The following is an 18817-nucleotide window of genomic DNA, read 5'->3' as shown; positions in this document are numbered from 1 at the left end:
ACTTTGATATCCATATAGTTTAATAAACCCCGATTAAGCCGAATAACAAATCTATAAGGTACAACAAAATAAATCTCCGTTCTGTATCTGTATGTATCAAAATAAAAAGCAGTAATGGAGTGGGTTTTCTTAGCTGGAAGACTCTATATGTTAACATATGTATACGAAATACCCCTTCCTTGCTTTTTTGAAATATAAATTTTCACAGTGCGGAACAAATATTTAATAAAAGCACTAGCTACAGCGGTGCTTATAAATAAAAAGGATTTACCATGAGTGAAGTATTGTTGTGTAATAAAAAGTTGCAGCTTTTTATAGAAGAAGCCGAGAAGAACAAAAGCTCCAAAATAAAAGAAATTCAAGATCCAATTCCGTATGACATACAGGTTAAGTTGGGTCTAGTTGGATTTTAAAGAAAGTATAGTTGATGCGCAAGCATCAACTATACTTTCTTGTTGCGTGATTTTGTTAAATTGGTTCTTCTACTATATAATTGTTTAAATAGTTAAAGTTTTGTTTTTTAGAGCTACTTATAAAGAGGGTTGTCTTTACATCATTTTCAGAAATATTATCATCAAAAGACACACCAAAGATAGATATTAATAAATTGTTATCAATCATTCTATGTATCATTTCTGAAAGTTCCATTATCTGTTTTTTGTCATTTACTTTAAAATACACCAAAATACTATCGGCTTCAAAGTTTAAAGTAGCTAACTTTATAGCTTCTTGCAGTGTATGAAAACTACTATCCTCAACAATGCACATAGCTATGGAATCTTTATCTTTTGCAAACGCTTCAACATCTTCAGTATTTATTGTAATATCATTGCTACCATAAGTTAAAATTTTACCTAGTTCTATTCTAAACTCATTCTTTGATAATATTTTCATATTTTATATTCAACTAAATAGTCATTAAATCTTTCTCCAGCACCTACAGAGATATAGCTAACATGAGGTGTCTCATTTTTATTTAAAAACTTTATAACAGAGCTAAAGTGTTTAGTCTCATCTAATTTGCTAATTACAATACCTTCTATGCATAGCGATGAATAGGCATCATAGGTATCAATATAATCTTTATATTTTATTGTTGATGGCAGAACAAGAGAAAAAGAGACTTCATCAAGTAAATTGTATTGTGTTATATCAAAGCGTAATTCAATATCGCTGGCTACTCTACCTACTGTATCTATCAACACAACATCATAATCTTTTAACTTTTCTTGGTTAATATTTTCATTTGTAATATTATCTATATTTATATATTCTATGTTTTCATCTTTACAAAAAGAGCTTAACCTACAGTTGGCATACTTGTCAAATTTACCTAAACTTACAATAGCAACCTTATTATTTTGTGTATATCGCTTTGCTAACTTCATAATAATAGTACTTTTCCCAACTCCGCTAGAACCCAAAAATATCATATTTTTTTCATATTGATTTGGTCTTTTAAAAGCTAGCTTGTGTTTTATACCATCTGTTAATATTTTTACTTTTTCCTCTTTTGTATAAAATACTTTTTCTTTTACTGATTTCAATTAAACTCCTATCTAAATATTTTCAAGAGTATAATATATAGAACGGACTACTTTATGTCCGCTTGTCAAAAGGTATAATGATTATTTATTTTTTTAATGCCTATCACTAAATTTTCTGCTGTTTCCTCAGAGAAATGCTCATCATTTTTTATAATATATGTCACATTATGACCTTCTTCAATAGTGCTAAGTACCCACAAAAAATGTTCAATAGCTTCAAGCGATGTATTTGGATTAATTTTTACATATATTAAAATATAATTGCTATTATTTAATTGCTTAATATTTTTATCTCTATTTGTTTCTTTTATAACATTATAAATACACTCATCACCAATATATTTCTTAGTATCTATAAAATTTATGCAATGAGCATCTATATTGTTTAGAAATTTTAAACGATTTGAATCAATTTTTATTTTATCATTGCTAGTTGCATATTGCATTTCTTCAAACTTTTCTAATAAAACTTTATCAGAAATATTTTTTTTTATAAATATTGGCAATCTGCTTAGCATTGTTAATTATCTTTTTTATTTACTGGTCTATTCCAAGCACTATTCAATATAATTTTTGATGGTAAAAAATCAATATTGTGAACGATATGATTCCAAGATATATCTAAATTTTTAAGCTTTTTTAGTTGTGTTATTTCTTGAGGTAATTCTTTTAATTGATTATGAGATAGGTTTAAATTTTCAATAGATACTAACTCAAAGAGAAAGACAGGGAGTAAATGTAATTTTTTAGAAGACAAATCTAAACTTTGTAAGCTTAATAAAGCATTTTTATTCATACTGTTATTTTTAATATCACATAATTTCAAAATGTCATCTACTTGATGTTTATTCGCCCAATCTAGTAACTCATTTACAAAATCATCTGATTGCATTTTAGATCCTAATGTTTATTTATCAGAAGTTTAATATATTTGAGAGACTGCTTTATGTCCGTTTTAATTTACTTTAATCTCAAAGTATTAATACTTAGCAAGATAAGCATATAGTTTTATAAAGAAGATATAATACAAACAACTGACAAAAGGTTTTAATGTGGGATATAAACACGACTATGACAAGATTTTAACTAGACTTACAATGATTTTAGCAAGGCTCAACGATGGAGAATCTTTGTCTGTTAAGGAGTTATCTGAGGAATTTAATGTTAGTTCTAAAACTATTCAAAGAGACTTTAATGAAAGACTATCAGCTTTTCATATTTATCAAGACAAAAGAAAATGGAAAATGCAAGATGGCTTTAGCATTGAGAAAACTAAATCACTTCAGGAACAGTTAGTTTTAGACATCATAGAAAAAATAACCGAGGGGATTGGTGGTAAATTCGCCACAACTTCACATAAGCTACTATCTAAAATCAAAAATGAAGATTTCAATCCAATCTATACAAAATTAAACATAGAAGACATAAGTGACAAGTTTAATGAAATTCAGGTTATCGAAAAAGCAATAAAAGATAAAACTGAATTAGAGTGCAGTTATGAAAATGAAAGAGAAGGAGTATTCAAAGCAACGATACAACCTCTTAAAATAGTAAATTATGAAGGCTTTTGGTATTTAGTTGCATTTAGAGATGAGCGTATACAAAAATACTACATTAAGACGCTTTCAAATATACAGCCTACTACTCAAACTTTTGAAACAGATGATGAGATAGAAGAGCTTTTAGAAAACTCTATAAACATCTGGTTTAAAGCAGACATAGAACCATTTAAAGTGAGAATATATGCTGATAAAATTGCGACAAAGTATTTTAAACGCAGAGCCTTACCCACACAAACGATAGAAACACTAAGCCAAGACGGCACAATGGAATTTAATGTTAAGATAACTGATGAAATGGAGATAATACCAATAATCAAATATTGGATACCTCATTTAAGGGTATTAGAGCCTGAATGGATTAATGATATAATTGATGAGGAATTGAAGATTTATTTTAATAATAGGGAGTTAAATAGTGATAGAAGCTGAACTAAATAATAAAATACCAAAACTTGAAAGATGGGAGGATATCTTATCTTCCAATGTATTCGGACTATTAGAGTTAATAGACAATAAATATTTATTAAAGATAGTAGCTAATGCTAAAAATATTCATGGGCGCATAATTCTATATGATTTTAAAGAGAGAAAGATTAAAAAAGTTGAACTATGGAAAAAATTTCTGACAGGTTATGAACCTGATATTATTGTAACATTAGATAATGATGATTTTTTTATCATTGAAGTTAAATATTTTAGCCATGAGCATAATAAAAAAGAAAGAAAATCTGAAGATGATAAAAAAAGTACAGCTGAGGATGAAAAAAGTGGACAACTTGCAACATACCTTAATCTAGAGGTAGAGAACAAAAAAAGTGATTTTATTATCTACTTAACAGCTGATTATCAAAGTTTAAAAAGAATTGATAATAGCAAAGAAAAAATAAATAGTAAAAAATGCTTAGATAATATTTACCATATACATTGGGATGATGTAAATGAGTATTTAATACACCAAGTTGAACATCTTGAAGGTACAGAAAAAAAAATAGTTAATAAGATTATAGAGTATCTTAACTTTAAGGGGTTCACCTACTGGAATGGATTTAAGTATAAAGATGAATATCAAAAACTAGATATAAATATAGGAGAATTTTGTGGATAAAAATCAAAAACAGCAAGTTACTGATATTGTAAATGCATTTAGATTAATAAATAAAGATATTAGAGAATGTTTTGATATTATGAGTGAAAAATTAGAATCAACAAAAAATTTTAAAAAATGGAAAAAAAATGAAGCAGGGGTAAAACAAGCAAAATTAGATTACTGGGATGCAGAAGGCCTATTTTATGGTTGGGATAATGCTTACTACTTAAATTGTTACGGTTTATATAATGAAAAGGTAGTTGGTTTTACTTTTGTAGTTAGTATAGATTATGATGAAAAAGATTATGAAAATTATGCAGTTCTTTTAGAACAGTTAGACGTAAATATTAATAAAAACACTCCCATGCTCTGTATAGCTGGTATTTATGAACCAATTTCTACTAAAAATATTAAATTAACTGATGAGAATGGTTGGCACTATGTGGATGGCATATTACAACTTACAGGTAATTGGAAAAATTACGAAATAAATAAAATACAATACAATGAATGGATTGATGTTGAAATCGAGTACTTGGAAGATGGGAAAATGATAAAAGGATATGAAGGGTGGTATAAAAGAGCCAAAGTAGAAATTAAAAATATAACAGATATTTCATCGAAAGAAGAGGCTCTAGAAATTATTGTTGATTTAATAAAATGTGAAATGCAAAGTAAAACAGATATAAAGTAGTCCTCAACATCCAATAAATTACTATTCAAATAACGAGGAGTTAGTCTGAAAAAGTAGTGTTATTGATAAGTTTATGATTATTGAATAGGTAGATGATGAAAACTTAGAAATTGTACAAACAGTACTTAACAATTTGAAAGCTGGGTTGATTAAAAATATTGGAACAAATGGGAAAGCATCTAAAGTCAGAACACCACCATATCAACCCAAAGTGAAGGCAATTATAAAAGATGATGACTTCGGTACAAACGATAGCAGTGGAAAATATATAAATCCAGCTGCTTATAAACAGCGGTTACAAAATAAGAAGTAAAACCACTTTCACATTTAATGAAGTTTCTAATACTCTCTATTTTTGCGTGAGATTTAAATTCTTCCAATACTCTCTAAATTTTAGAGTGTAATATACAGATGCTTCTTCTCTTGACATTTGAAGAGGAATTTTCATGTTTGGAGATTTAGCAATCCAACTACCATCTACTAGTTTCATATCATACTTAACAAGATAATAATATTCACCGTAAGTCATAAGCACTCTTTGAAGGATTTTTAAAATTATAGCAAAACACTATCATTAATTTGATGGTGGCTTTTCTTGTGGCTTAAAACACTATAAACTCTACTATTTTATAGTGTTTCCTTTGTTTAGTCGCTTTACTCGACCTCTTTCACTTTGTCTGCATCCAAAACCCTATAATATATCCTTTATAAGGACTTATTAGGAGGTTTATTATGAAAACTACAAAATCTATAAAAAGAATCAAAGAAAACATTACAATCGTTGAGTTTAAAAAAATTATGGCTGCAACTCGTGGAGATGACTCTATTAGAGAGAATACAAGATTAAACTTACTCAGAACCTTTGTAATGCTGTATCACACAGGTATGAGACTAAATGAACTTCAAGATTTAAGAGTACAAGATATAAAAGAGCTACTTGAGAATGAAACGGTTAAAGTTCTATCAAAAAAAACATCATCAGAAAGAAAACTCTATCTTACTAAAGAGTTCAAAAAGAACCTTACACCACTATTTGACTTTGAGATAGAAGATGATGAGAATAGAGTTATCTGTAAAGGTAGCAATAAGAACAAACGAACAGGAATAAATCCTATAACATTCATACAGCAAGTAAATCAATATCTAAAAGTTCTTGGTAGCGGCTACACTTCCCATTCGTTTAGACAAGGTATTTTAAGCGACTTTGGAGCTAAGGGAGTTAACATAAAGATTATGAGTAAATTTATTGGACATTCTGATATCAAGACGACCCTCAAATACGTTCAGCCCAGTGACGAAGACATTATGATGAATTTGATTAGGTAGCTTGAAGTTATAAAATTCGACAAATTGCCATATTTTTAACTTCAACTCAAATTTTATGAGAGAATCTATTTTAAGGAGTATAATTATGCAGACATATAAAAATAGCAGTAACGTCAATGAAACTAACGATTCAACTGAAACTTACTCATACCAAGGTAGCGAAGTTATAATAATTACCGTTTTTAAAACTGGGGTGAATAGTGTAGCTATAGTTGAGGATGTCAATACAGGAGAACAGTTTGAAGTCTTTAGAGACCAACTTTATTAAACTCAAAATACTTCTCCATTTCTTGAGGAAGAAGATGCTTCGAGTATAAAGCGATAAATCTATTTTATCGATAATCTTGACTATGAATTTTTACTGTAATTACTTTTATTCGTCAGTACTCATAAATGTACCTCTTCAATAACAATGTTTACGCTATCCTCAAAATCATGATAAATTTGTGAAGCATAATACTCGTGGACGTTACCCATGTTCTCTATTTTAGACCCATCAAAAAACTTAGCAACTGCATTTTTAGAAAAAAACTCGTTTGCCAATTCTATAGCTGCAGCTTGAGCTTTAATAAGAGTCTCAAAAGGTTTTATAACTTGAATATCGTTATAGCTAATTACTATGACTAAATATTTCATCTTTCCTCTCCTATCATAAAATAAATAGCGTCTCTAGCGTTTCCAGTGCAAAGACCGCCATCAATTTCATTTTCTTCAAGATAATAATTATCTTCATCTTTCTCATCACTTGAGTAAACGTTAACGATATAACCTTCAGAAGTTACAGATTCAAATATCTCATAAAAAAGTCCATTATATTCAAACTCAATCGTTTCACCATTTTCTAATTTTCTCTCTAACTTCTTTAACTTTGTATTGTTCATTAGTGGAGCTTCTTTACTTCTGATAGCGGTGTTGGCGTGAAGTGAATATCACGCTCAATAGGTAAATTTAGAGGACCACGAACTGATTCTAATTCTTGTAGAGAAAAGTAGCCAAGTTCTGAAGAGTGACCAACAACATAGCCGAAACATGTAAAGTCTTTTATAGATATCTCGGTGATGTACCAAGTCCAGTTAGCATCTGGTGTGAAAAGTTTGATGTGACATATTGGGTCTTTTGTGTTTTCTGTATCGTAGAGGTTTGGAAGACTATTTAAGAGTTCGGGAGGTATGAGTATCATTATTGACAACCTTATGTTTTTAAGATTATCATATTTTAAAGATTCATATACACGTTTAAAAATTCACTTACGAAGACATATTGTTTAGTGAGTTTGAGGATTTTTGAGAAAGTGTATTAGGAAGTACACTTTGTGAGATACCTAGTAGCTTAGTAATCTTTTAGGTTGAAGCGATTTGCTCCAAAACCTACAATTTTAGGAATTATCCGATGCTGACACAGATTATTGAACACTACTAATTTTAGATTTTAAGGCTGTCTATAATTAACTGAGTTTCATATATTTTGAAAAATCCTTTTCAATTTTATTATGTAAAAACCATTTTTGAAGCTCTAGTTTTCTATTAATTTTTTTGGTTTTTTCTTCTTTTGACCATTGATTTGATTCTAACTCTTCATTGAGTGCCAAAAGCTCCATACTATTTTCTTCAAAACTTCTTTTTAATATAGCAATATCTTCATTAAAAATAAATACTGATTCAGAAGTATTAGAAATGAATAGTGAATATTTTTCTAAACTGCTAGTGCCTGATTGAAGGATATAAGACTTATATATTTGAAACTGTTCATACACCTTAAATCTTCTTTCAAATAAATCATGTGTTAATTTTATTTTTTCAATTTTCCATTGTCTATATGCGATAAATGTAGTAATTATAGTGGAGTGGTAACCTTATTTCATACATAGAATTTAAATAATTCTAAGTTAAAATAAAACGAATAAAGGTAGTCCATGAGAACTAGTAAATACACCAAAGAATTTAAAGATTCCACAATTCAATTAATACTTAATAATAACGAGAGTGTCTCAAAGATAGCAGCTGATTTAGATATACATGTAAAGACTTTATATAACTGGATGAGCAGTTATAAAAAAGAGCATAGAATACCAATGAGAGTTGTAAATACATCATCTTCAACAGAGACACTAGATGAAGAGAATAAACGCCTCAGACGAGAGGTAAAGCTTTTAAAGCAAGAGCGTGACATTTTAAAAAAGGCGACCGCGTACTTCGCCAAAGAAGTTCTATAAAGTACGCCTGGATGTATGAACATAGAAAAAGTTTTAGTATTAATCTTATGAGTAAAGTGCTCAAGGTAGATAGGACATCTTATTATCATTGGATAAAAACTGGATGCATTACTAAAAAAGTAGACGAGCAACTCAATGATTTGATTGAAGTTATATTTATTCAAGGTAGAAAAAACTATGGCACAAGAAGAATTCAAGACAAACTAAAAGAACTCTACGGTGTATTAGTATCAAGAAAGCGTATCTCCAGTATCATGAAAGAACTGGGTCTAAAAGTGAACATGAAAAGAAGATATAAAAATACGACAGATTCTAATCATAACTTACCAATAGCTCCTAATCTCCTAAACATGGATTTTTATGCATCTGCTCCAGATGAAAAATATGTAGGAGATATTACATATATCCATACAGGTGAAGGTTGGCTCTATCTGGCTACTGTGATTGATTTATACTCAAGAAAAGTTGTCGGTTGGTCTATGGATGACACTATGAAAGTTTCACTTGTAAATGATGCCTTAAGCATGGCTATTAAGCATAGAAACCCTTCCGAAGGGTTACTATGGCACACAGATAGAGGGAGTCAATATGCTTCTTATGCACATAAAGATTTATTGGAAAAACACTCTATAATTCAAAGCATGAGCAGAAAAGGCAACTGCTGGGATAATGCAGTGGCTGAGAGCTTCTTTAAAACACTCAAAAGTGATTTAGTGTATCAGACATATTTTTATACGAAGAGGCAGGCAAAACAAGAGATATTTGAATATATAGAATTTCATTATAACAGAGTCAGATCACATAGTTATCTTGGAAACTTATCACCTGTTAAATTTGAAGAAATAAACAAAGTGTTACAAATGGAAATGGTTGCTTAGAATTTATAAAAAAGTGTATGAATTTAAGTTACCATTCCAGTCATAGTGCTCGGCAAAACTAGGCAAAGATGTTAAAAGAGTCAACATTATTAAAAGTAAAGGAATGATTGTGAAAATAGTATAAAAACTAAGACTTGCAGCAAAAAGGGTTAACTCTTTATCAAAAAAAGTATTGATAAAGAATTTTACGTGTCTAAATAATTTTATTATTTTATTTTTCGTTTCTGGCATGTGGGTTACCTTCTCTATATTTTGAACCACAAATTATACAGTAATTACATTCTTAATATTAACTTTTTAAATAATAGAAAAAATTAGACTCTGTTTACTTAAATTTTATTAATATTTAGGTACTATGCCCCAAAATAAAACAAAAACAAGGAAAAAAATGCATAACAAATCAACAACAATAAAGCTAATAAGTCTTTCGACTTTGCTATTATTTACAGGCTGTGTCGCTCCAAAACCACAGGTTACACAAACACAGGCTACGCCAAAGGTATCTAAAGTCTCTCCAAAAACACCTCAAGAACTAAGCATTAATAGTATTTCAAAAAAAACAGAGTTAAAAGAACCTGAAAAAGCAGACTACTCAATAAACTTGAACAATACAACAAACTCTAACGCTGACATAATATTAAAGAATAAGGGTGAAATGCCATTAACTATTAATAGTATTAAGCTTATTACAAGTCAGCCAAGTTTGTTTAAACTAGATAGCAACTGTCCTAGTATCATTAATGGAAAAGCGGATTGTAAGTTAAATCTTCAATTTTTAGGTAATAATATTGGTCGTTTTGATGCAAAAATTGCAATTGACTCTGATGACACAAAGAAAAAAATCAAAGATATTTCAGTTACTGCGGAAGCTGTAAATAAGTTTAGTGGTGTTGTAACAAAAATAGATTCAGAAACTACAAAAGTTGAAAGAATAATTAAACTAAACTTTAATTCTGCAAATAAACTTCAATACATTAAAGTCAAAAACAATGGTATTGAAACTCTATCACTTGGCCAACCATCTATAAAAGGTCCAGATAAAAATAGTTTTTCAATAGAAAAAAATTCTTGCGGTAACACACTAAAAGTAAAAGAAAGTTGTGAAATCACAGTAGGATACAAAGCAACTAAAGATGGATTTAGTGATGCGACAATTGACTTACCATCAAATGGTGATATTACTCCTTCAAAATATGTAAGATTAGAAGGATTTTCTAAGCCCTTTAGTATTACTTTAGATAATTTCGTTGTTTCAAAAAATGTTAAAGACTTTTTAAATGACTATTTTGCATCAAAAAATTCATTTTATTATAGAACTATTTTTCAACAAAAGACAGATAGAGCATTTGAAAGTGCTGTAGACTCTGAAATTAAAAAATATTTTACAAATAATAGCTATAGAATACAAAGTAATCCAGACGATGCTGACAAAATTCTAACTATTTATCCATCAGTAGAAGTAGTTAAAGATTCAGCACAAAATACAATTACATATAAAATTGTAGTTAATGGATATATTACTACAAAATCTAACTATGACAGAAACACAAAAACTGGCGATAAAATGATACTTGACAACAACAGTTCAAGTACAGAGTTCACTTCTATTGCTTTTAACAATTTACTACTTGACAAAGAAGCTTTTGAATTTGGTATGACTATTCATGCAGACAATGTTGGTGATGATCAAGAATTAGCTGCAATAGTAGCAGATATGATGACATCAAAACTATTTAACGTTATAGGTTTACAAGATTCAAAAGGCAACAATTAATGAAAGTTTTAGCACTAACAGTAGGTTTAATTACTTTTTTTAGTGTCAACGCTTTTGCTTTAGCTTCAGAGTTTCAAACTAATGTTGATTCTCTAGAAGCTAACTTTAAAGTAGAAAAATCTGAACCAGCTAAAAAAGCGGATACGGTTAAGATTGCAAAAGAAGTAAAGAAACAAAATATTATTAAAAGAGAACCTGTTGCACCGAATGTACCAAGTTCTTCTTTTGTTGATAATCATCAGCTGATTCAAGTAGTTAAATCAAATGATGAAGTATTGAAATATAGTAAATATAATAGATTAACAAAGAGAATAGAAACTCAAGTACCACTTGGAATCACAGTACTTCAACGTACAGCAATTCTATATAGTGCGAATAAAGTTTTAACATTAAAGCATTCAACTAACGGTGTAGAAAAGTATTATTTCTATTTCTTTAGTAGATCATAGTCACCCTTCCCTCGGGGTGATACTCTCATTTAACTCAAAAAATCATCACTAGGAAATATAATGAAAGATATAATCATATTTTTATTTCTTTTAGCCTCTTTAACACTCAATGCCTCGCAAAGAGTAGCCCTCATTATTGGAAATAACGACTACAAAGATGATAATAAACTCTTCAATCCAGTCAATGATGCACAATTACTCAAATCTACTCTCGAAAAATCAGGGTTTTTCACCATATATCTTGAAAATGCCACTTTAAAAGATATAAATAGTGGATTAGATAAATTTAAAAAAGAATTATCCATAGATAGTGTCGGACTTTTTTATTTTGCAGGTCATGGCATACAGGTAAATGGGAAAAACTATTTATTACCTATTGATTTAGACCTTCAAGATGAAAATGAGATTAAATATAGTGCATTGGAAGTTGACAAAGTTGTTAGGCTACTCAAAGAAGTGAAAAATAATACAAATATAATAATTTTAGATGCATGTAGAAATAATTACTTTGAGGTTAAAAATCATGGTCTGGCTCCATTTGTAAATCCAGATGGCTTATTTGTTGCTTATTCCACCCAAGCAGGACAAAGAGCATTAGACGGAGATAAAAATACTAATAGCCCCTTTGCCTTGGCTCTTGCAAATAATATAAATACACAAGATGTAGATATTGAAGCTCTGTTTAAACAAGTAAGAAGCGATGTTTACACACAAACGAATGGCAAGCAAAGACCAAGTACTTACAGTGAGATTTTAGAGCCTTTTTATTTTTCAACTAACAAATCTACCACGAGAGCATTAAAGAAAAAAAACTTAGCTAAAGCAAATATTCAAACAGTTGATTTTAAAAGACATACTCGCTATATAGAACCAGAACTTGTTATGATAAAAGCGGATAAATACGTAAAAGGGAATAACTCTGATTTTGACACTTCTCCAGCCCATGAGATGACTATAGAAAAAGATTTTTATATTGGAGTATATGAGGTTAGCTTTGAAGAGTATGATCTTTTTTGCCTTGATACAGGCTGGAAAAAACCAAAAGACGATTCTTTTGGCAGAGGAAAACAACCGGTTATAAATGTGAGTTGGCAAGATGCGATGGAATATACACGATGGCTAAGTAAAAAAAGTGGTAAACTCTACCGACTCCCTAGTGAGTCAGAATGGGAATATGTAGCTAGAGACAAGCAAAACTATAACTATGGAACTGTAAATGACGATGCACTCTTAACTAGATATGCCTGGTATGAAGAGAATGCAAAATCTCATCCTTATCCTATTGGTAAAAAACTTGCGAACAGTTTTGGTGTACATGATATTTTAGGCAATGTAAGAGAATGGATGCAAGATGATTATGTAAAATATGATAACTATTTATATGCTGACAAATCATCAAATGCTCATGCCGTTATTTTAGATTCTACTCAAAAAATAGTTCGTGGCGGTTCTTGGTACAGCTCTTATGAAGATATGAGAGTTTATAAAAGAGATTTAGCAGAAATAGATTTAAGAGATAAAGCGACAGGGTTTAGAGTTGTTTTAGAGAAATAAACAGGCTTTAAAAACCTGTTTAAAATTTACTAGTAAGCTATTTCAGAAGAGTTACTTGTTGGAGCTGCTTTTTGCGCTGCATTTCCAAACCAAAAGTTTACACCGAAATATATGCCAGAGCCAGAGCTAGTTGTTGTAATCGTATACGAAGACCCATCATATGCTTCAATCGGTTGCCAAATTGCACCTTTAAAGTCATATCCAGCTAAAAGCTCAATTTGATCTGCTACTACATAACTAAGTGAAGCACCTACTTTATAGCCAATTCTACTCCATGTAGCACTGTCCACATAAGGACTATTTATTTCAACTATTCCATAATTAAAACCAAAAGGAATCCCAAAATAAAGATTATTTGTGAGTTCCCAACTTGGTTTTAAATCAAAACCAATTTCTGTTAAACTTTTTTCACTTGACTGAATTAAATATCCATCTCCATATGAGCGGAGTTTTTTATATCTTCTTATTTCTCATTCACTTTAAACATCTGAGTAAAATTTGGCAATTTATACTTATGCCATTTTGGGTTTACATCTTGATGTTACCTTTTTCCTTAGCAATATTTGGAAGCTTTAGCATCTACCATCCGCTCTCAATTTTGTGGACAACACTTTTTACTCTATTTTATCCACTTAGTATTTTATTGCATTTCATTGGTTTTGGAGATTTATTTGATAGAGTTTTGGAGAGTTTTACACAGCTGTCAGATTCTGCGACACAGATATCTCTAAGTTATTACTACTTGGCTTTACAGATTATTTTATCGTTTGTTGCTATATATAAAAAAGCTGGCATGTGGATTTTACTTGTAATGAGTTTTGGTGTTTTTGTTTATGCTATTTTAAGTTTGTAAGCTTTAGCTATATTCACTATTTAGAACAGTTTGTTAATTCCAAATTCATAATTTATAAACTCTGTTTCTGCACATACTTTTTCAAAATTGAAATAAAGTTTATAATCTTTAAAAAGAAATATATTATGATTGAATACATATTTGTCATAAACTTTATTATCATTAACAAACAGTGGCTGGTAATAAGCCAAACTTTTCATATTAAGTATTTCATATATCATTCCACCAACTTGTGGATTGAAAAAAACATGAGTATTATCATTTGCATTATATCCAAGTCCGAAATTTAAGATAGCAAATAAATTTATATCATTTCCTAGTAAAAAATCTATCCCTATACCACCGTCAATTTTAACAGTATCTACATAGCTCATATCTTCACTGTACTCTTTTTTAACAGCTAATTCAAATTGGTACGATAAATCATCTGTTAGGGTGTCATAAGGAATATAAGATTTCATTCCATATAGTGTTAATTCTTCTAATTCAATAGTATCTTTGTTGAGCAAAACAGATAAATTAAATATTTTTAATTCACTTTCACCAAAATATTCACGGTTATAATCATTTAAGAGATGAGAAGCTGGCAAGAAAGATAGTTTTAAGTAGTCATCCTCATTTATATATTTGTACCCTATGCCAAATTGCCTTTCATTAGGAATTTTACTTGGTGTTTTATATTTTGATATATCAAAAGTATTAGTATCTTCTTGCTCAGCTTTTTGAATATTATGCTTTAGATTTTTAAATTCATCTGTACTTATATCATTTTCTTTGTATTTTACAGTACTGTATGCTTCAAGTAGTTTTAATGAATAAAAATCTAATGTTGATATTTCAGTATATTCTTTATGCTTAACAATGTTTTTTATATTATCAATTTCGTTGTCATTTAAATGTTCTGTTAACATTTTTATTAGCCATTCATTGCTTGGTAATAATTCACTTTTTTTTATCAAATTATACTTGTATAAAAATTTGACTGTGTCTAGTGGAGTTACCCAAAACTTTTTGTCATCATATATTTTTGGATTTACTAATGATAAAGTGTAATAAATAACTGTGGAGCAGTTATAGCTTGTAAAAAAGTATTTCATATCAATATCTTTTAATTCCCAGATATGATAATAAATTAATTTTCTTCTATATTCAGATAAATTTAGTTCAAATTCCCAAACATTTCTATTCTCTTTATCTGTATATTCTTTAACTATATGTTGATATGGTTGCAAAGCAAACATTCCAGGCATTCCTGAAAATATATTTTGATAAGCCAAGCTAAGTAAATTTACAGTATCTAATACTGTGTAAAACGTGACGGCATGATTAACTTTTCGTCCTTGATGATTTTCACCACTGTATTTTAAAAATGTATGCCCCATCATACTTGGAGGATTTTTTACATTTTCCGAAGCATAAGTTATAAAAATTTTATCTGCAGGAGCTTTCATTTTATAAGTATTGAAATCTGTACAATGTATTTCTGGAAACTCTTGCTTAGATATATTTAGCTCATGTGTAATAAATAGTAATCTTGCGGGAAATTTGCATTGCGGATGGTTATTAATATCTTCATACTCATGTGTTGAGTTATAAAATCCATTAATAGTATCGTCTAGCTCATTTTGTAGTGAAAACTCTTCACTTAATATAAATGTTTTGTCTGTAATATTAATGTTGCCATTATAGTGAAGAAGTGCTTTCCACTCATTTTTTTCATAGAGTTTAAACTTATGAGCTGATTTTAAAGTATTTTGAGGAGAAGCGTATAAAAGGACTGAAAGGCTTATTAGAAGAAAGAATCTTCTAATAACTTATCTCTGTGTTACTTTGTACACCACCATTACTGTGTATGTTTACAGCATCATCATATTTCCACAATGCACCTGAAGCAGCATCAGTAGTTGTAGAAAGAATTGAAGCAAAACCACCTAAAATATTAGCAACAACCCATCCATTAACTGATTTTTTGACCGTAACAGGCTGAAATTCACCTGCATTACTTGATATTTTTATATCCCTATTTCTTCTCTCAACTGATATTGTTGCAGGAGTAGTTACATATTGTGGACTACTTCCATCAGCATAAGCTATAGTTATTGGCATTGGTTTATCACTATTTATACTAAGAGTTTGCTTTCCGCCGCCTCCAAATAGAGTAGCACATCCACTAAACATTACAGCACTAATTAGTGGTAATGCAATTATAAGTTTTTTGTTCAATTTCATCCTTTAAAATTTTTCGAGATTGTATCACATTTAACACAAATAATCAAATTGATAAGATAAAGTAATAATAAATAATTATAAATGTTATTTTATATTGTTTATATTTCAAGACCTTTAGTTTACTTTAGCGATTCTCTCTGTTTTGATATACTCGATTTATCATATAACACAGCTTTAAACCGTAAATAAAAATAATCCATGAGACGTAAATCCATAAAAATAAAAACATAAGAATTGAAAAAGAGCCATACATAGTTGTGTAGGACTTGTTAAAAAACACATAGTAAATAAATGCATTTTTGGAAATACTAAAGATTATGGAGATAATAAATGAACTTATTAAAGAGGCTTTAGGATGAATCTTGGTGTTTGCACCTATTTGAAAAATTAGAAAGAATAAACCCCATATAATAATATACGGAATAAAAGGAAGTATGTTTAAGCCTGGTATATACTCATTTGAAGAGACGAGGTTTGCTACATAACCGGTTATATAAAAAGAGACTCCAAGTGCTATAGGAGTCAGAGTCAGCATTGTCCAGTAAGTTGTAATCGACTCCCAAAGAGTTCTTTTTTTAGCATGAAAAATCTTATTTGCAATGTACTCAAAGTTTTTGAAAAATAAAAGTGAGGCTACCAAAATCATAGCCAAACCTATGACTCCCATTTTTGCAGAGTTTGCCAAGAAGCCATCAATATGTCCCATGATTGATTCCGAATTAACAGGCATAAGGTTTGAGAAGATAAATACTTTTATGCTGTCTGGAGTGGTAACCTAAATTCATACTAAGAAATTAACAATTCTAAGTTAAAATAAAATGAATAAGGGAAATCATGAGAAACAGTAAATTTAATAGAGAGTTTAGAGACTCAACAGTGCAATTAATTCTCAACAATAATGAGAGCGTCTCAAAAGTTGCAGGAGACTTAGATATAAATCCAAAGACATTATACAACTGGATTAGTAGCTATAAAAAAGAACATAATATAGCAACACAAAGCATAAAAACATCTCACTTTGGTGAAACTCTAGATGAAGAAAATAAACGCCTTAGACGCGAGAATAAGCTACTTAAACAAGAGCGTGACATCTTAAAAAAGGCAACGGCGTACTTTGCCAAAGAAACTCTATAAAGTACGCATGGATGCAAAAACATCAACAGAGTTTCAGTGTTAAACAGATGTGCATGGTTCTTAAGGTAGATAAATCATCTTATTACCATTGGATAAAAGCCGGCCGTATCATCAAAAAAGAAGATACTCAGCTCAATAATTTAATTGAAGCTATATTTGTTCAAGGTCGAAAGAACTACGGGACAAGAAGGATACAGGACAAATTAAAAGAGTTGTATGGCTTGTTAGTATCTAGAAAGCGAATTTCTAACATAATGAAGACTCTTGGTCTAATAGTAAAAATGAAAAGAAGATATAAAAATACAACTGACTCTAATCATAATTTACCAATAGCACCAAATCTACTCAATAGAGATTTTTATGCATCTGCACCAGATACTAAATATGTGGGTGATATTACCTATATATCAACAGGAGAAGGATGGCTATACCTTGCTACTGTCATAGATCTATACTCCCGAAAAGTTGTAGGGTGGTCTATGGATGATACTATGAAAGTTTCACTTGTAAATAATGCATTAAATATGGCTATACAACATAGAAATCCACCTCAAGGGCTATTGTGGCATACAGATAGAGGTAGCCAGTATGCATCTTATAGTCATAAAGATTTATTAAAAAACAATGGCATAACTGCAAGCATGAGTAGAAAGGGTAATTGCTGGGATAACGCAGTTGCTGAAAGCTTCTTCAAAACTCTAAAATCTGACTTGGTATATCAAACCTATTTTTATACTAAAAATCAAGCAAAAAGAGAAATATTTGAGTATATAGAATTTTATTATAATAGAGTAAGAAGTCATAGTTATCTAGGAAATGTATCTCCTTCTAAGTTTGAGGAGATGAACTTGGTGTTGCAAATGGAAACAGCTGCTTAATAATGTATTATAAAGAGTATGAATTTAAGTTACCACTCCAAAATATAGCGAATTCAGCGTCATCTGAACTAAGTAAGGAAAGAGTTAAGTTCTCACCATTTATGAAAACAGTCTTATTCAGTGTAGCAAAAAAATGCAAATCTGTTTTTTTCTTTACTATCTTTACATCAGCGACAATTTTTACATGATATTCTGGGATAGGTGCTTGAGTTTCATTAAGCTGATAGGTAGTCATTGGAAGCCAAATCACTTTCTCATTCACTATTATTCCACTTGTATAAGTCTTTAAAAAGTCCATAGCAAGTGCTCCATCTTTAATGAGTGTTGTAGACTTTACTTCTATTCCATTAGCCTGTTCTATCGCATTTGCTCTTGCTCGTCTAAGTACCATTTGCTGTGCTTCTTGAGAATTTATGTTCACAATTGCTAAAGAAGCTTCTGCATTTATGTCTTTTATTGTCTGGGCAAGAAGACTATAACTAAAGAGTAAACCTATAAGAGTAAGTTTCATTAATTAAATTCCTATTTTTGGCTAAATTGTACTTATAAATAACTTTACATGAGCTTGATTAATGAGTTTCTAAAATTGATTATTTGAATAATCTTTTTTATTATGAAATTAGACTTAATTAAAACACAG

Annotated in this window: 30 protein-coding genes; 15 read left to right on the top strand and 15 right to left on the bottom strand. The window is 29.8% G+C overall.

Going from position 1 to position 18817, the window contains the following annotated elements:
• The first annotated feature begins 272 nt into the window (after positions 1–272).
• Positions 273–413 (top strand): hypothetical protein, encoded by a 141-nt coding sequence (locus tag HUE88_RS04945; protein ID WP_194371692.1) that lies wholly within the window; start codon positions 273–275, stop codon positions 411–413.
• 55 nt (positions 414–468) lie between these two features.
• On the opposite strand, the gene HUE88_RS04940 is transcribed toward HUE88_RS04945, so the two are convergent.
• The 4 genes from HUE88_RS04940 to HUE88_RS04925 all read right to left on the bottom strand — a co-directional run bounded on the left by HUE88_RS04940 (position 469) and on the right by HUE88_RS04925 (position 2439).
• A complete protein-coding gene (locus tag HUE88_RS04940) occupies positions 469–894 on the bottom strand; it encodes a hypothetical protein (protein ID WP_194371690.1) in 426 nt (141 codons plus the stop codon).
• Positions 891–1547: a P-loop NTPase family protein gene (locus HUE88_RS04935; protein ID WP_194371688.1), complete on the bottom strand. Its 657-nt coding sequence runs from the start codon at positions 1545–1547 to the stop codon at positions 891–893. The genes HUE88_RS04940 and HUE88_RS04935 overlap by 4 nt, the downstream gene beginning before the upstream one ends.
• Positions 1548–1612: 65 nt before the next feature.
• A complete protein-coding gene (locus HUE88_RS04930; RefSeq protein ID WP_194371686.1) occupies positions 1613–2053 on the bottom strand; it encodes a hypothetical protein in 441 nt (146 codons plus the stop codon).
• Between the two features lie 14 nt (positions 2054–2067).
• The gene (locus HUE88_RS04925) at positions 2068–2439 is read right to left on the bottom strand and encodes a hypothetical protein (protein ID WP_194371684.1); all 372 of its coding nucleotides are present in this window, start codon (positions 2437–2439) and stop codon (positions 2068–2070) included.
• A 160-nt stretch (positions 2440–2599) separates the two neighbouring features.
• Between HUE88_RS04925 and HUE88_RS04920 the strand changes: the two genes are divergently transcribed.
• The 4 genes from HUE88_RS04920 (at position 2600) to HUE88_RS04905 (ending at position 5203) form a co-directional block, all read left to right on the top strand.
• A complete protein-coding gene (locus HUE88_RS04920) occupies positions 2600–3538 on the top strand; it encodes a helix-turn-helix transcriptional regulator (RefSeq protein WP_194371683.1) in 939 nt (312 codons plus the stop codon).
• Positions 3525–4214: a hypothetical protein gene (locus tag HUE88_RS04915; RefSeq protein WP_194371681.1), complete on the top strand. Its 690-nt coding sequence runs from the start codon at positions 3525–3527 to the stop codon at positions 4212–4214. Before HUE88_RS04920 ends, HUE88_RS04915 begins: the two co-directional genes overlap by 14 nt.
• Entirely contained in the window at positions 4207–4890 is a 684-nt protein-coding gene (locus tag HUE88_RS04910; RefSeq protein ID WP_194371679.1) for a hypothetical protein, read from the top strand. The genes HUE88_RS04915 and HUE88_RS04910 overlap by 8 nt, the downstream gene beginning before the upstream one ends.
• Positions 4891–5023: 133 nt before the next feature.
• The gene (locus HUE88_RS04905; protein WP_194371677.1) at positions 5024–5203 is read left to right on the top strand and encodes a hypothetical protein; all 180 of its coding nucleotides are present in this window, start codon (positions 5024–5026) and stop codon (positions 5201–5203) included.
• A 36-nt stretch (positions 5204–5239) separates the two neighbouring features.
• Here the strand turns inward: HUE88_RS04905 and HUE88_RS04900 are convergent, their stop codons facing one another.
• A complete protein-coding gene (locus HUE88_RS04900) occupies positions 5240–5419 on the bottom strand; it encodes a hypothetical protein (RefSeq protein WP_194368043.1) in 180 nt (59 codons plus the stop codon).
• Positions 5420–5622: 203 nt separating this feature from the next.
• Between HUE88_RS04900 and HUE88_RS04895 the strand changes: the two genes are divergently transcribed.
• Both HUE88_RS04895 and HUE88_RS04890 read left to right on the top strand, forming a co-directional pair.
• The gene (locus tag HUE88_RS04895; RefSeq protein WP_194368044.1) at positions 5623–6216 is read left to right on the top strand and encodes a tyrosine-type recombinase/integrase; all 594 of its coding nucleotides are present in this window, start codon (positions 5623–5625) and stop codon (positions 6214–6216) included.
• Positions 6217–6301: 85 nt separating this feature from the next.
• Positions 6302–6484, top strand: coding sequence for a hypothetical protein (locus HUE88_RS04890; RefSeq protein WP_194368045.1), 183 nt, complete (start codon positions 6302–6304; stop codon positions 6482–6484).
• A gap of 119 nt (positions 6485–6603) precedes the next feature.
• On the opposite strand, the gene HUE88_RS04885 is transcribed toward HUE88_RS04890, so the two are convergent.
• The 4 genes from HUE88_RS04885 to HUE88_RS04870 form a co-directional block, all read right to left on the bottom strand.
• Positions 6604–6852, bottom strand: a complete 249-nt coding sequence (locus HUE88_RS04885) for a hypothetical protein (protein WP_194371675.1) — start codon at positions 6850–6852, stop codon at positions 6604–6606.
• Positions 6849–7097: a hypothetical protein gene (locus HUE88_RS04880; protein WP_194368047.1), complete on the bottom strand. Its 249-nt coding sequence runs from the start codon at positions 7095–7097 to the stop codon at positions 6849–6851. The genes HUE88_RS04885 and HUE88_RS04880 overlap by 4 nt, the downstream gene beginning before the upstream one ends.
• Positions 7097–7396 (bottom strand): DUF2958 domain-containing protein, encoded by a 300-nt coding sequence (locus HUE88_RS04875; protein ID WP_194371673.1) that lies wholly within the window; start codon positions 7394–7396, stop codon positions 7097–7099. The genes HUE88_RS04880 and HUE88_RS04875 overlap by 1 nt, the downstream gene beginning before the upstream one ends.
• A gap of 264 nt (positions 7397–7660) precedes the next feature.
• Positions 7661–7969 (bottom strand): hypothetical protein, encoded by a 309-nt coding sequence (locus HUE88_RS04870; protein ID WP_194371671.1) that lies wholly within the window; start codon positions 7967–7969, stop codon positions 7661–7663.
• 159 nt (positions 7970–8128) lie between these two features.
• Here HUE88_RS04870 and HUE88_RS04865 point away from each other — a divergent pair, with 159 nt between their 5' ends.
• Both HUE88_RS04865 and HUE88_RS04860 read left to right on the top strand, forming a co-directional pair.
• Positions 8129–8428 (top strand): transposase, encoded by a 300-nt coding sequence (locus tag HUE88_RS04865; protein ID WP_194368079.1) that lies wholly within the window; start codon positions 8129–8131, stop codon positions 8426–8428.
• A gap of 11 nt (positions 8429–8439) precedes the next feature.
• Positions 8440–9306, top strand: a complete 867-nt coding sequence (locus tag HUE88_RS04860) for an IS3 family transposase (RefSeq protein WP_229860027.1) — start codon at positions 8440–8442, stop codon at positions 9304–9306.
• Positions 9307–9309: 3 nt separating this feature from the next.
• On the opposite strand, the gene HUE88_RS04855 is transcribed toward HUE88_RS04860, so the two are convergent.
• Positions 9310–9537 carry a hypothetical protein gene (locus HUE88_RS04855; protein WP_229860159.1) on the bottom strand — a complete coding sequence of 76 codons (228 nt, stop codon included), beginning with the start codon at positions 9535–9537 and terminating at the stop codon, positions 9310–9312.
• A 157-nt stretch (positions 9538–9694) separates the two neighbouring features.
• Here HUE88_RS04855 and HUE88_RS04850 point away from each other — a divergent pair, with 157 nt between their 5' ends.
• Genes HUE88_RS04850 through HUE88_RS04840 form a run of 3 tightly spaced genes read left to right on the top strand, consistent with a single transcriptional unit; the run spans position 9695 to position 13083 of the window.
• Positions 9695–11080 carry a choice-of-anchor D domain-containing protein gene (locus HUE88_RS04850; protein WP_194371669.1) on the top strand — a complete coding sequence of 462 codons (1386 nt, stop codon included), beginning with the start codon at positions 9695–9697 and terminating at the stop codon, positions 11078–11080.
• Complete coding sequence (locus tag HUE88_RS04845) at positions 11080–11529, top strand: hypothetical protein (RefSeq protein WP_194371667.1); 450 nt, start codon at positions 11080–11082, stop codon at positions 11527–11529. Before HUE88_RS04850 ends, HUE88_RS04845 begins: the two co-directional genes overlap by 1 nt.
• Positions 11530–11589: 60 nt before the next feature.
• Positions 11590–13083 carry an SUMF1/EgtB/PvdO family nonheme iron enzyme gene (locus HUE88_RS04840; protein WP_194371665.1) on the top strand — a complete coding sequence of 498 codons (1494 nt, stop codon included), beginning with the start codon at positions 11590–11592 and terminating at the stop codon, positions 13081–13083.
• Positions 13084–13112: 29 nt separating this feature from the next.
• Here HUE88_RS04840 and HUE88_RS04835 read toward each other — a convergent pair whose 3' ends face one another.
• Positions 13113–13373, bottom strand: coding sequence for a hypothetical protein (locus HUE88_RS04835; protein ID WP_194371656.1), 261 nt, complete (start codon positions 13371–13373; stop codon positions 13113–13115).
• Positions 13374–13597: 224 nt separating this feature from the next.
• On the opposite strand from HUE88_RS04835, the gene HUE88_RS04830 reads away from it, so the two are divergent.
• A complete protein-coding gene (locus HUE88_RS04830) occupies positions 13598–13936 on the top strand; it encodes a hypothetical protein (protein WP_194371654.1) in 339 nt (112 codons plus the stop codon).
• A 20-nt stretch (positions 13937–13956) separates the two neighbouring features.
• On the opposite strand, the gene HUE88_RS04825 is transcribed toward HUE88_RS04830, so the two are convergent.
• The 3 genes from HUE88_RS04825 to HUE88_RS04815 all read right to left on the bottom strand — a co-directional run bounded on the left by HUE88_RS04825 (position 13957) and on the right by HUE88_RS04815 (position 16922).
• Positions 13957–15726: an Lnb N-terminal periplasmic domain-containing protein gene (locus HUE88_RS04825; protein ID WP_488349769.1), complete on the bottom strand. Its 1770-nt coding sequence runs from the start codon at positions 15724–15726 to the stop codon at positions 13957–13959.
• Positions 15727–15742: 16 nt separating this feature from the next.
• Positions 15743–16159, bottom strand: a complete 417-nt coding sequence (locus HUE88_RS04820; protein WP_194371650.1) for a hypothetical protein — start codon at positions 16157–16159, stop codon at positions 15743–15745.
• A 130-nt stretch (positions 16160–16289) separates the two neighbouring features.
• Complete coding sequence (locus HUE88_RS04815; RefSeq protein ID WP_268245928.1) at positions 16290–16922, bottom strand: YihY family inner membrane protein; 633 nt, start codon at positions 16920–16922, stop codon at positions 16290–16292.
• Between the two features lie 77 nt (positions 16923–16999).
• Between HUE88_RS04815 and HUE88_RS14150 the strand changes: the two genes are divergently transcribed.
• Together HUE88_RS14150 and HUE88_RS04810 are read left to right on the top strand one after the other, a co-directional pair.
• A complete protein-coding gene (locus HUE88_RS14150) occupies positions 17000–17299 on the top strand; it encodes a transposase (protein WP_430733196.1) in 300 nt (99 codons plus the stop codon).
• 11 nt (positions 17300–17310) lie between these two features.
• Positions 17311–18177 carry an IS3 family transposase gene (locus HUE88_RS04810; protein WP_430733194.1) on the top strand — a complete coding sequence of 289 codons (867 nt, stop codon included), beginning with the start codon at positions 17311–17313 and terminating at the stop codon, positions 18175–18177.
• A 7-nt stretch (positions 18178–18184) separates the two neighbouring features.
• On the opposite strand, the gene HUE88_RS04805 is transcribed toward HUE88_RS04810, so the two are convergent.
• Positions 18185–18688, bottom strand: a complete 504-nt coding sequence (locus HUE88_RS04805) for a hypothetical protein (RefSeq protein WP_194371646.1) — start codon at positions 18686–18688, stop codon at positions 18185–18187.
• Positions 18689–18817 lie beyond the last annotated feature (129 nt).

The sequence above is a fragment of the Candidatus Sulfurimonas baltica genome (assembly GCF_015265455.1).
Taxonomy (GTDB): domain Bacteria; phylum Campylobacterota; class Campylobacteria; order Campylobacterales; family Sulfurimonadaceae; genus Sulfurimonas; species Sulfurimonas baltica.
The sequence above is the reverse complement of the archived record's forward strand: the minus strand, read 5'-3'. Positions and strand labels throughout refer to the sequence as shown.

Excerpts from the sequence above, each read along its gene's own strand:
- HUE88_RS04945 (WP_194371692.1), top strand. The coding sequence starts at position 273 with ATGAGTGAAGTATTGTTGTGTAATAAAAAGTTGCAGCTTTTTATAGAA.
- HUE88_RS04885 (WP_194371675.1), bottom strand. The coding sequence starts at position 6,852 with ATGAAATATTTAGTCATAGTAATTAGCTATAACGATATTCAAGTTATA.
- HUE88_RS04855 (WP_229860159.1), bottom strand. The coding sequence starts at position 9,537 with ATGCCAGAAACGAAAAATAAAATAATAAAATTATTTAGACACGTAAAA.
- HUE88_RS04830 (WP_194371654.1), top strand. The coding sequence starts at position 13,598 with ATGCCATTTTGGGTTTACATCTTGATGTTACCTTTTTCCTTAGCAATA.
- HUE88_RS04900 (WP_194368043.1), bottom strand. The coding sequence starts at position 5,419 with ATGACTTACGGTGAATATTATTATCTTGTTAAGTATGATATGAAACTA.
- HUE88_RS04860 (WP_229860027.1), top strand. The coding sequence starts at position 8,440 with ATGTATGAACATAGAAAAAGTTTTAGTATTAATCTTATGAGTAAAGTG.
- HUE88_RS04865 (WP_194368079.1), top strand. The coding sequence starts at position 8,129 with ATGAGAACTAGTAAATACACCAAAGAATTTAAAGATTCCACAATTCAA.
- HUE88_RS04875 (WP_194371673.1), bottom strand. The coding sequence starts at position 7,396 with ATGATACTCATACCTCCCGAACTCTTAAATAGTCTTCCAAACCTCTAC.
- HUE88_RS04890 (WP_194368045.1), top strand. The coding sequence starts at position 6,302 with ATGCAGACATATAAAAATAGCAGTAACGTCAATGAAACTAACGATTCA.
- HUE88_RS04810 (WP_430733194.1), top strand. The coding sequence starts at position 17,311 with ATGCAAAAACATCAACAGAGTTTCAGTGTTAAACAGATGTGCATGGTT.
- HUE88_RS04940 (WP_194371690.1), bottom strand. The coding sequence starts at position 894 with ATGAAAATATTATCAAAGAATGAGTTTAGAATAGAACTAGGTAAAATT.
- HUE88_RS04845 (WP_194371667.1), top strand. The coding sequence starts at position 11,080 with ATGAAAGTTTTAGCACTAACAGTAGGTTTAATTACTTTTTTTAGTGTC.
- HUE88_RS04850 (WP_194371669.1), top strand. The coding sequence starts at position 9,695 with ATGCATAACAAATCAACAACAATAAAGCTAATAAGTCTTTCGACTTTG.
- HUE88_RS04880 (WP_194368047.1), bottom strand. The coding sequence starts at position 7,097 with ATGAACAATACAAAGTTAAAGAAGTTAGAGAGAAAATTAGAAAATGGT.
- HUE88_RS04925 (WP_194371684.1), bottom strand. The coding sequence starts at position 2,439 with ATGCAATCAGATGATTTTGTAAATGAGTTACTAGATTGGGCGAATAAA.
- HUE88_RS04895 (WP_194368044.1), top strand. The coding sequence starts at position 5,623 with ATGAAAACTACAAAATCTATAAAAAGAATCAAAGAAAACATTACAATC.
- HUE88_RS14150 (WP_430733196.1), top strand. The coding sequence starts at position 17,000 with ATGAGAAACAGTAAATTTAATAGAGAGTTTAGAGACTCAACAGTGCAA.
- HUE88_RS04840 (WP_194371665.1), top strand. The coding sequence starts at position 11,590 with ATGAAAGATATAATCATATTTTTATTTCTTTTAGCCTCTTTAACACTC.
- HUE88_RS04805 (WP_194371646.1), bottom strand. The coding sequence starts at position 18,688 with ATGAAACTTACTCTTATAGGTTTACTCTTTAGTTATAGTCTTCTTGCC.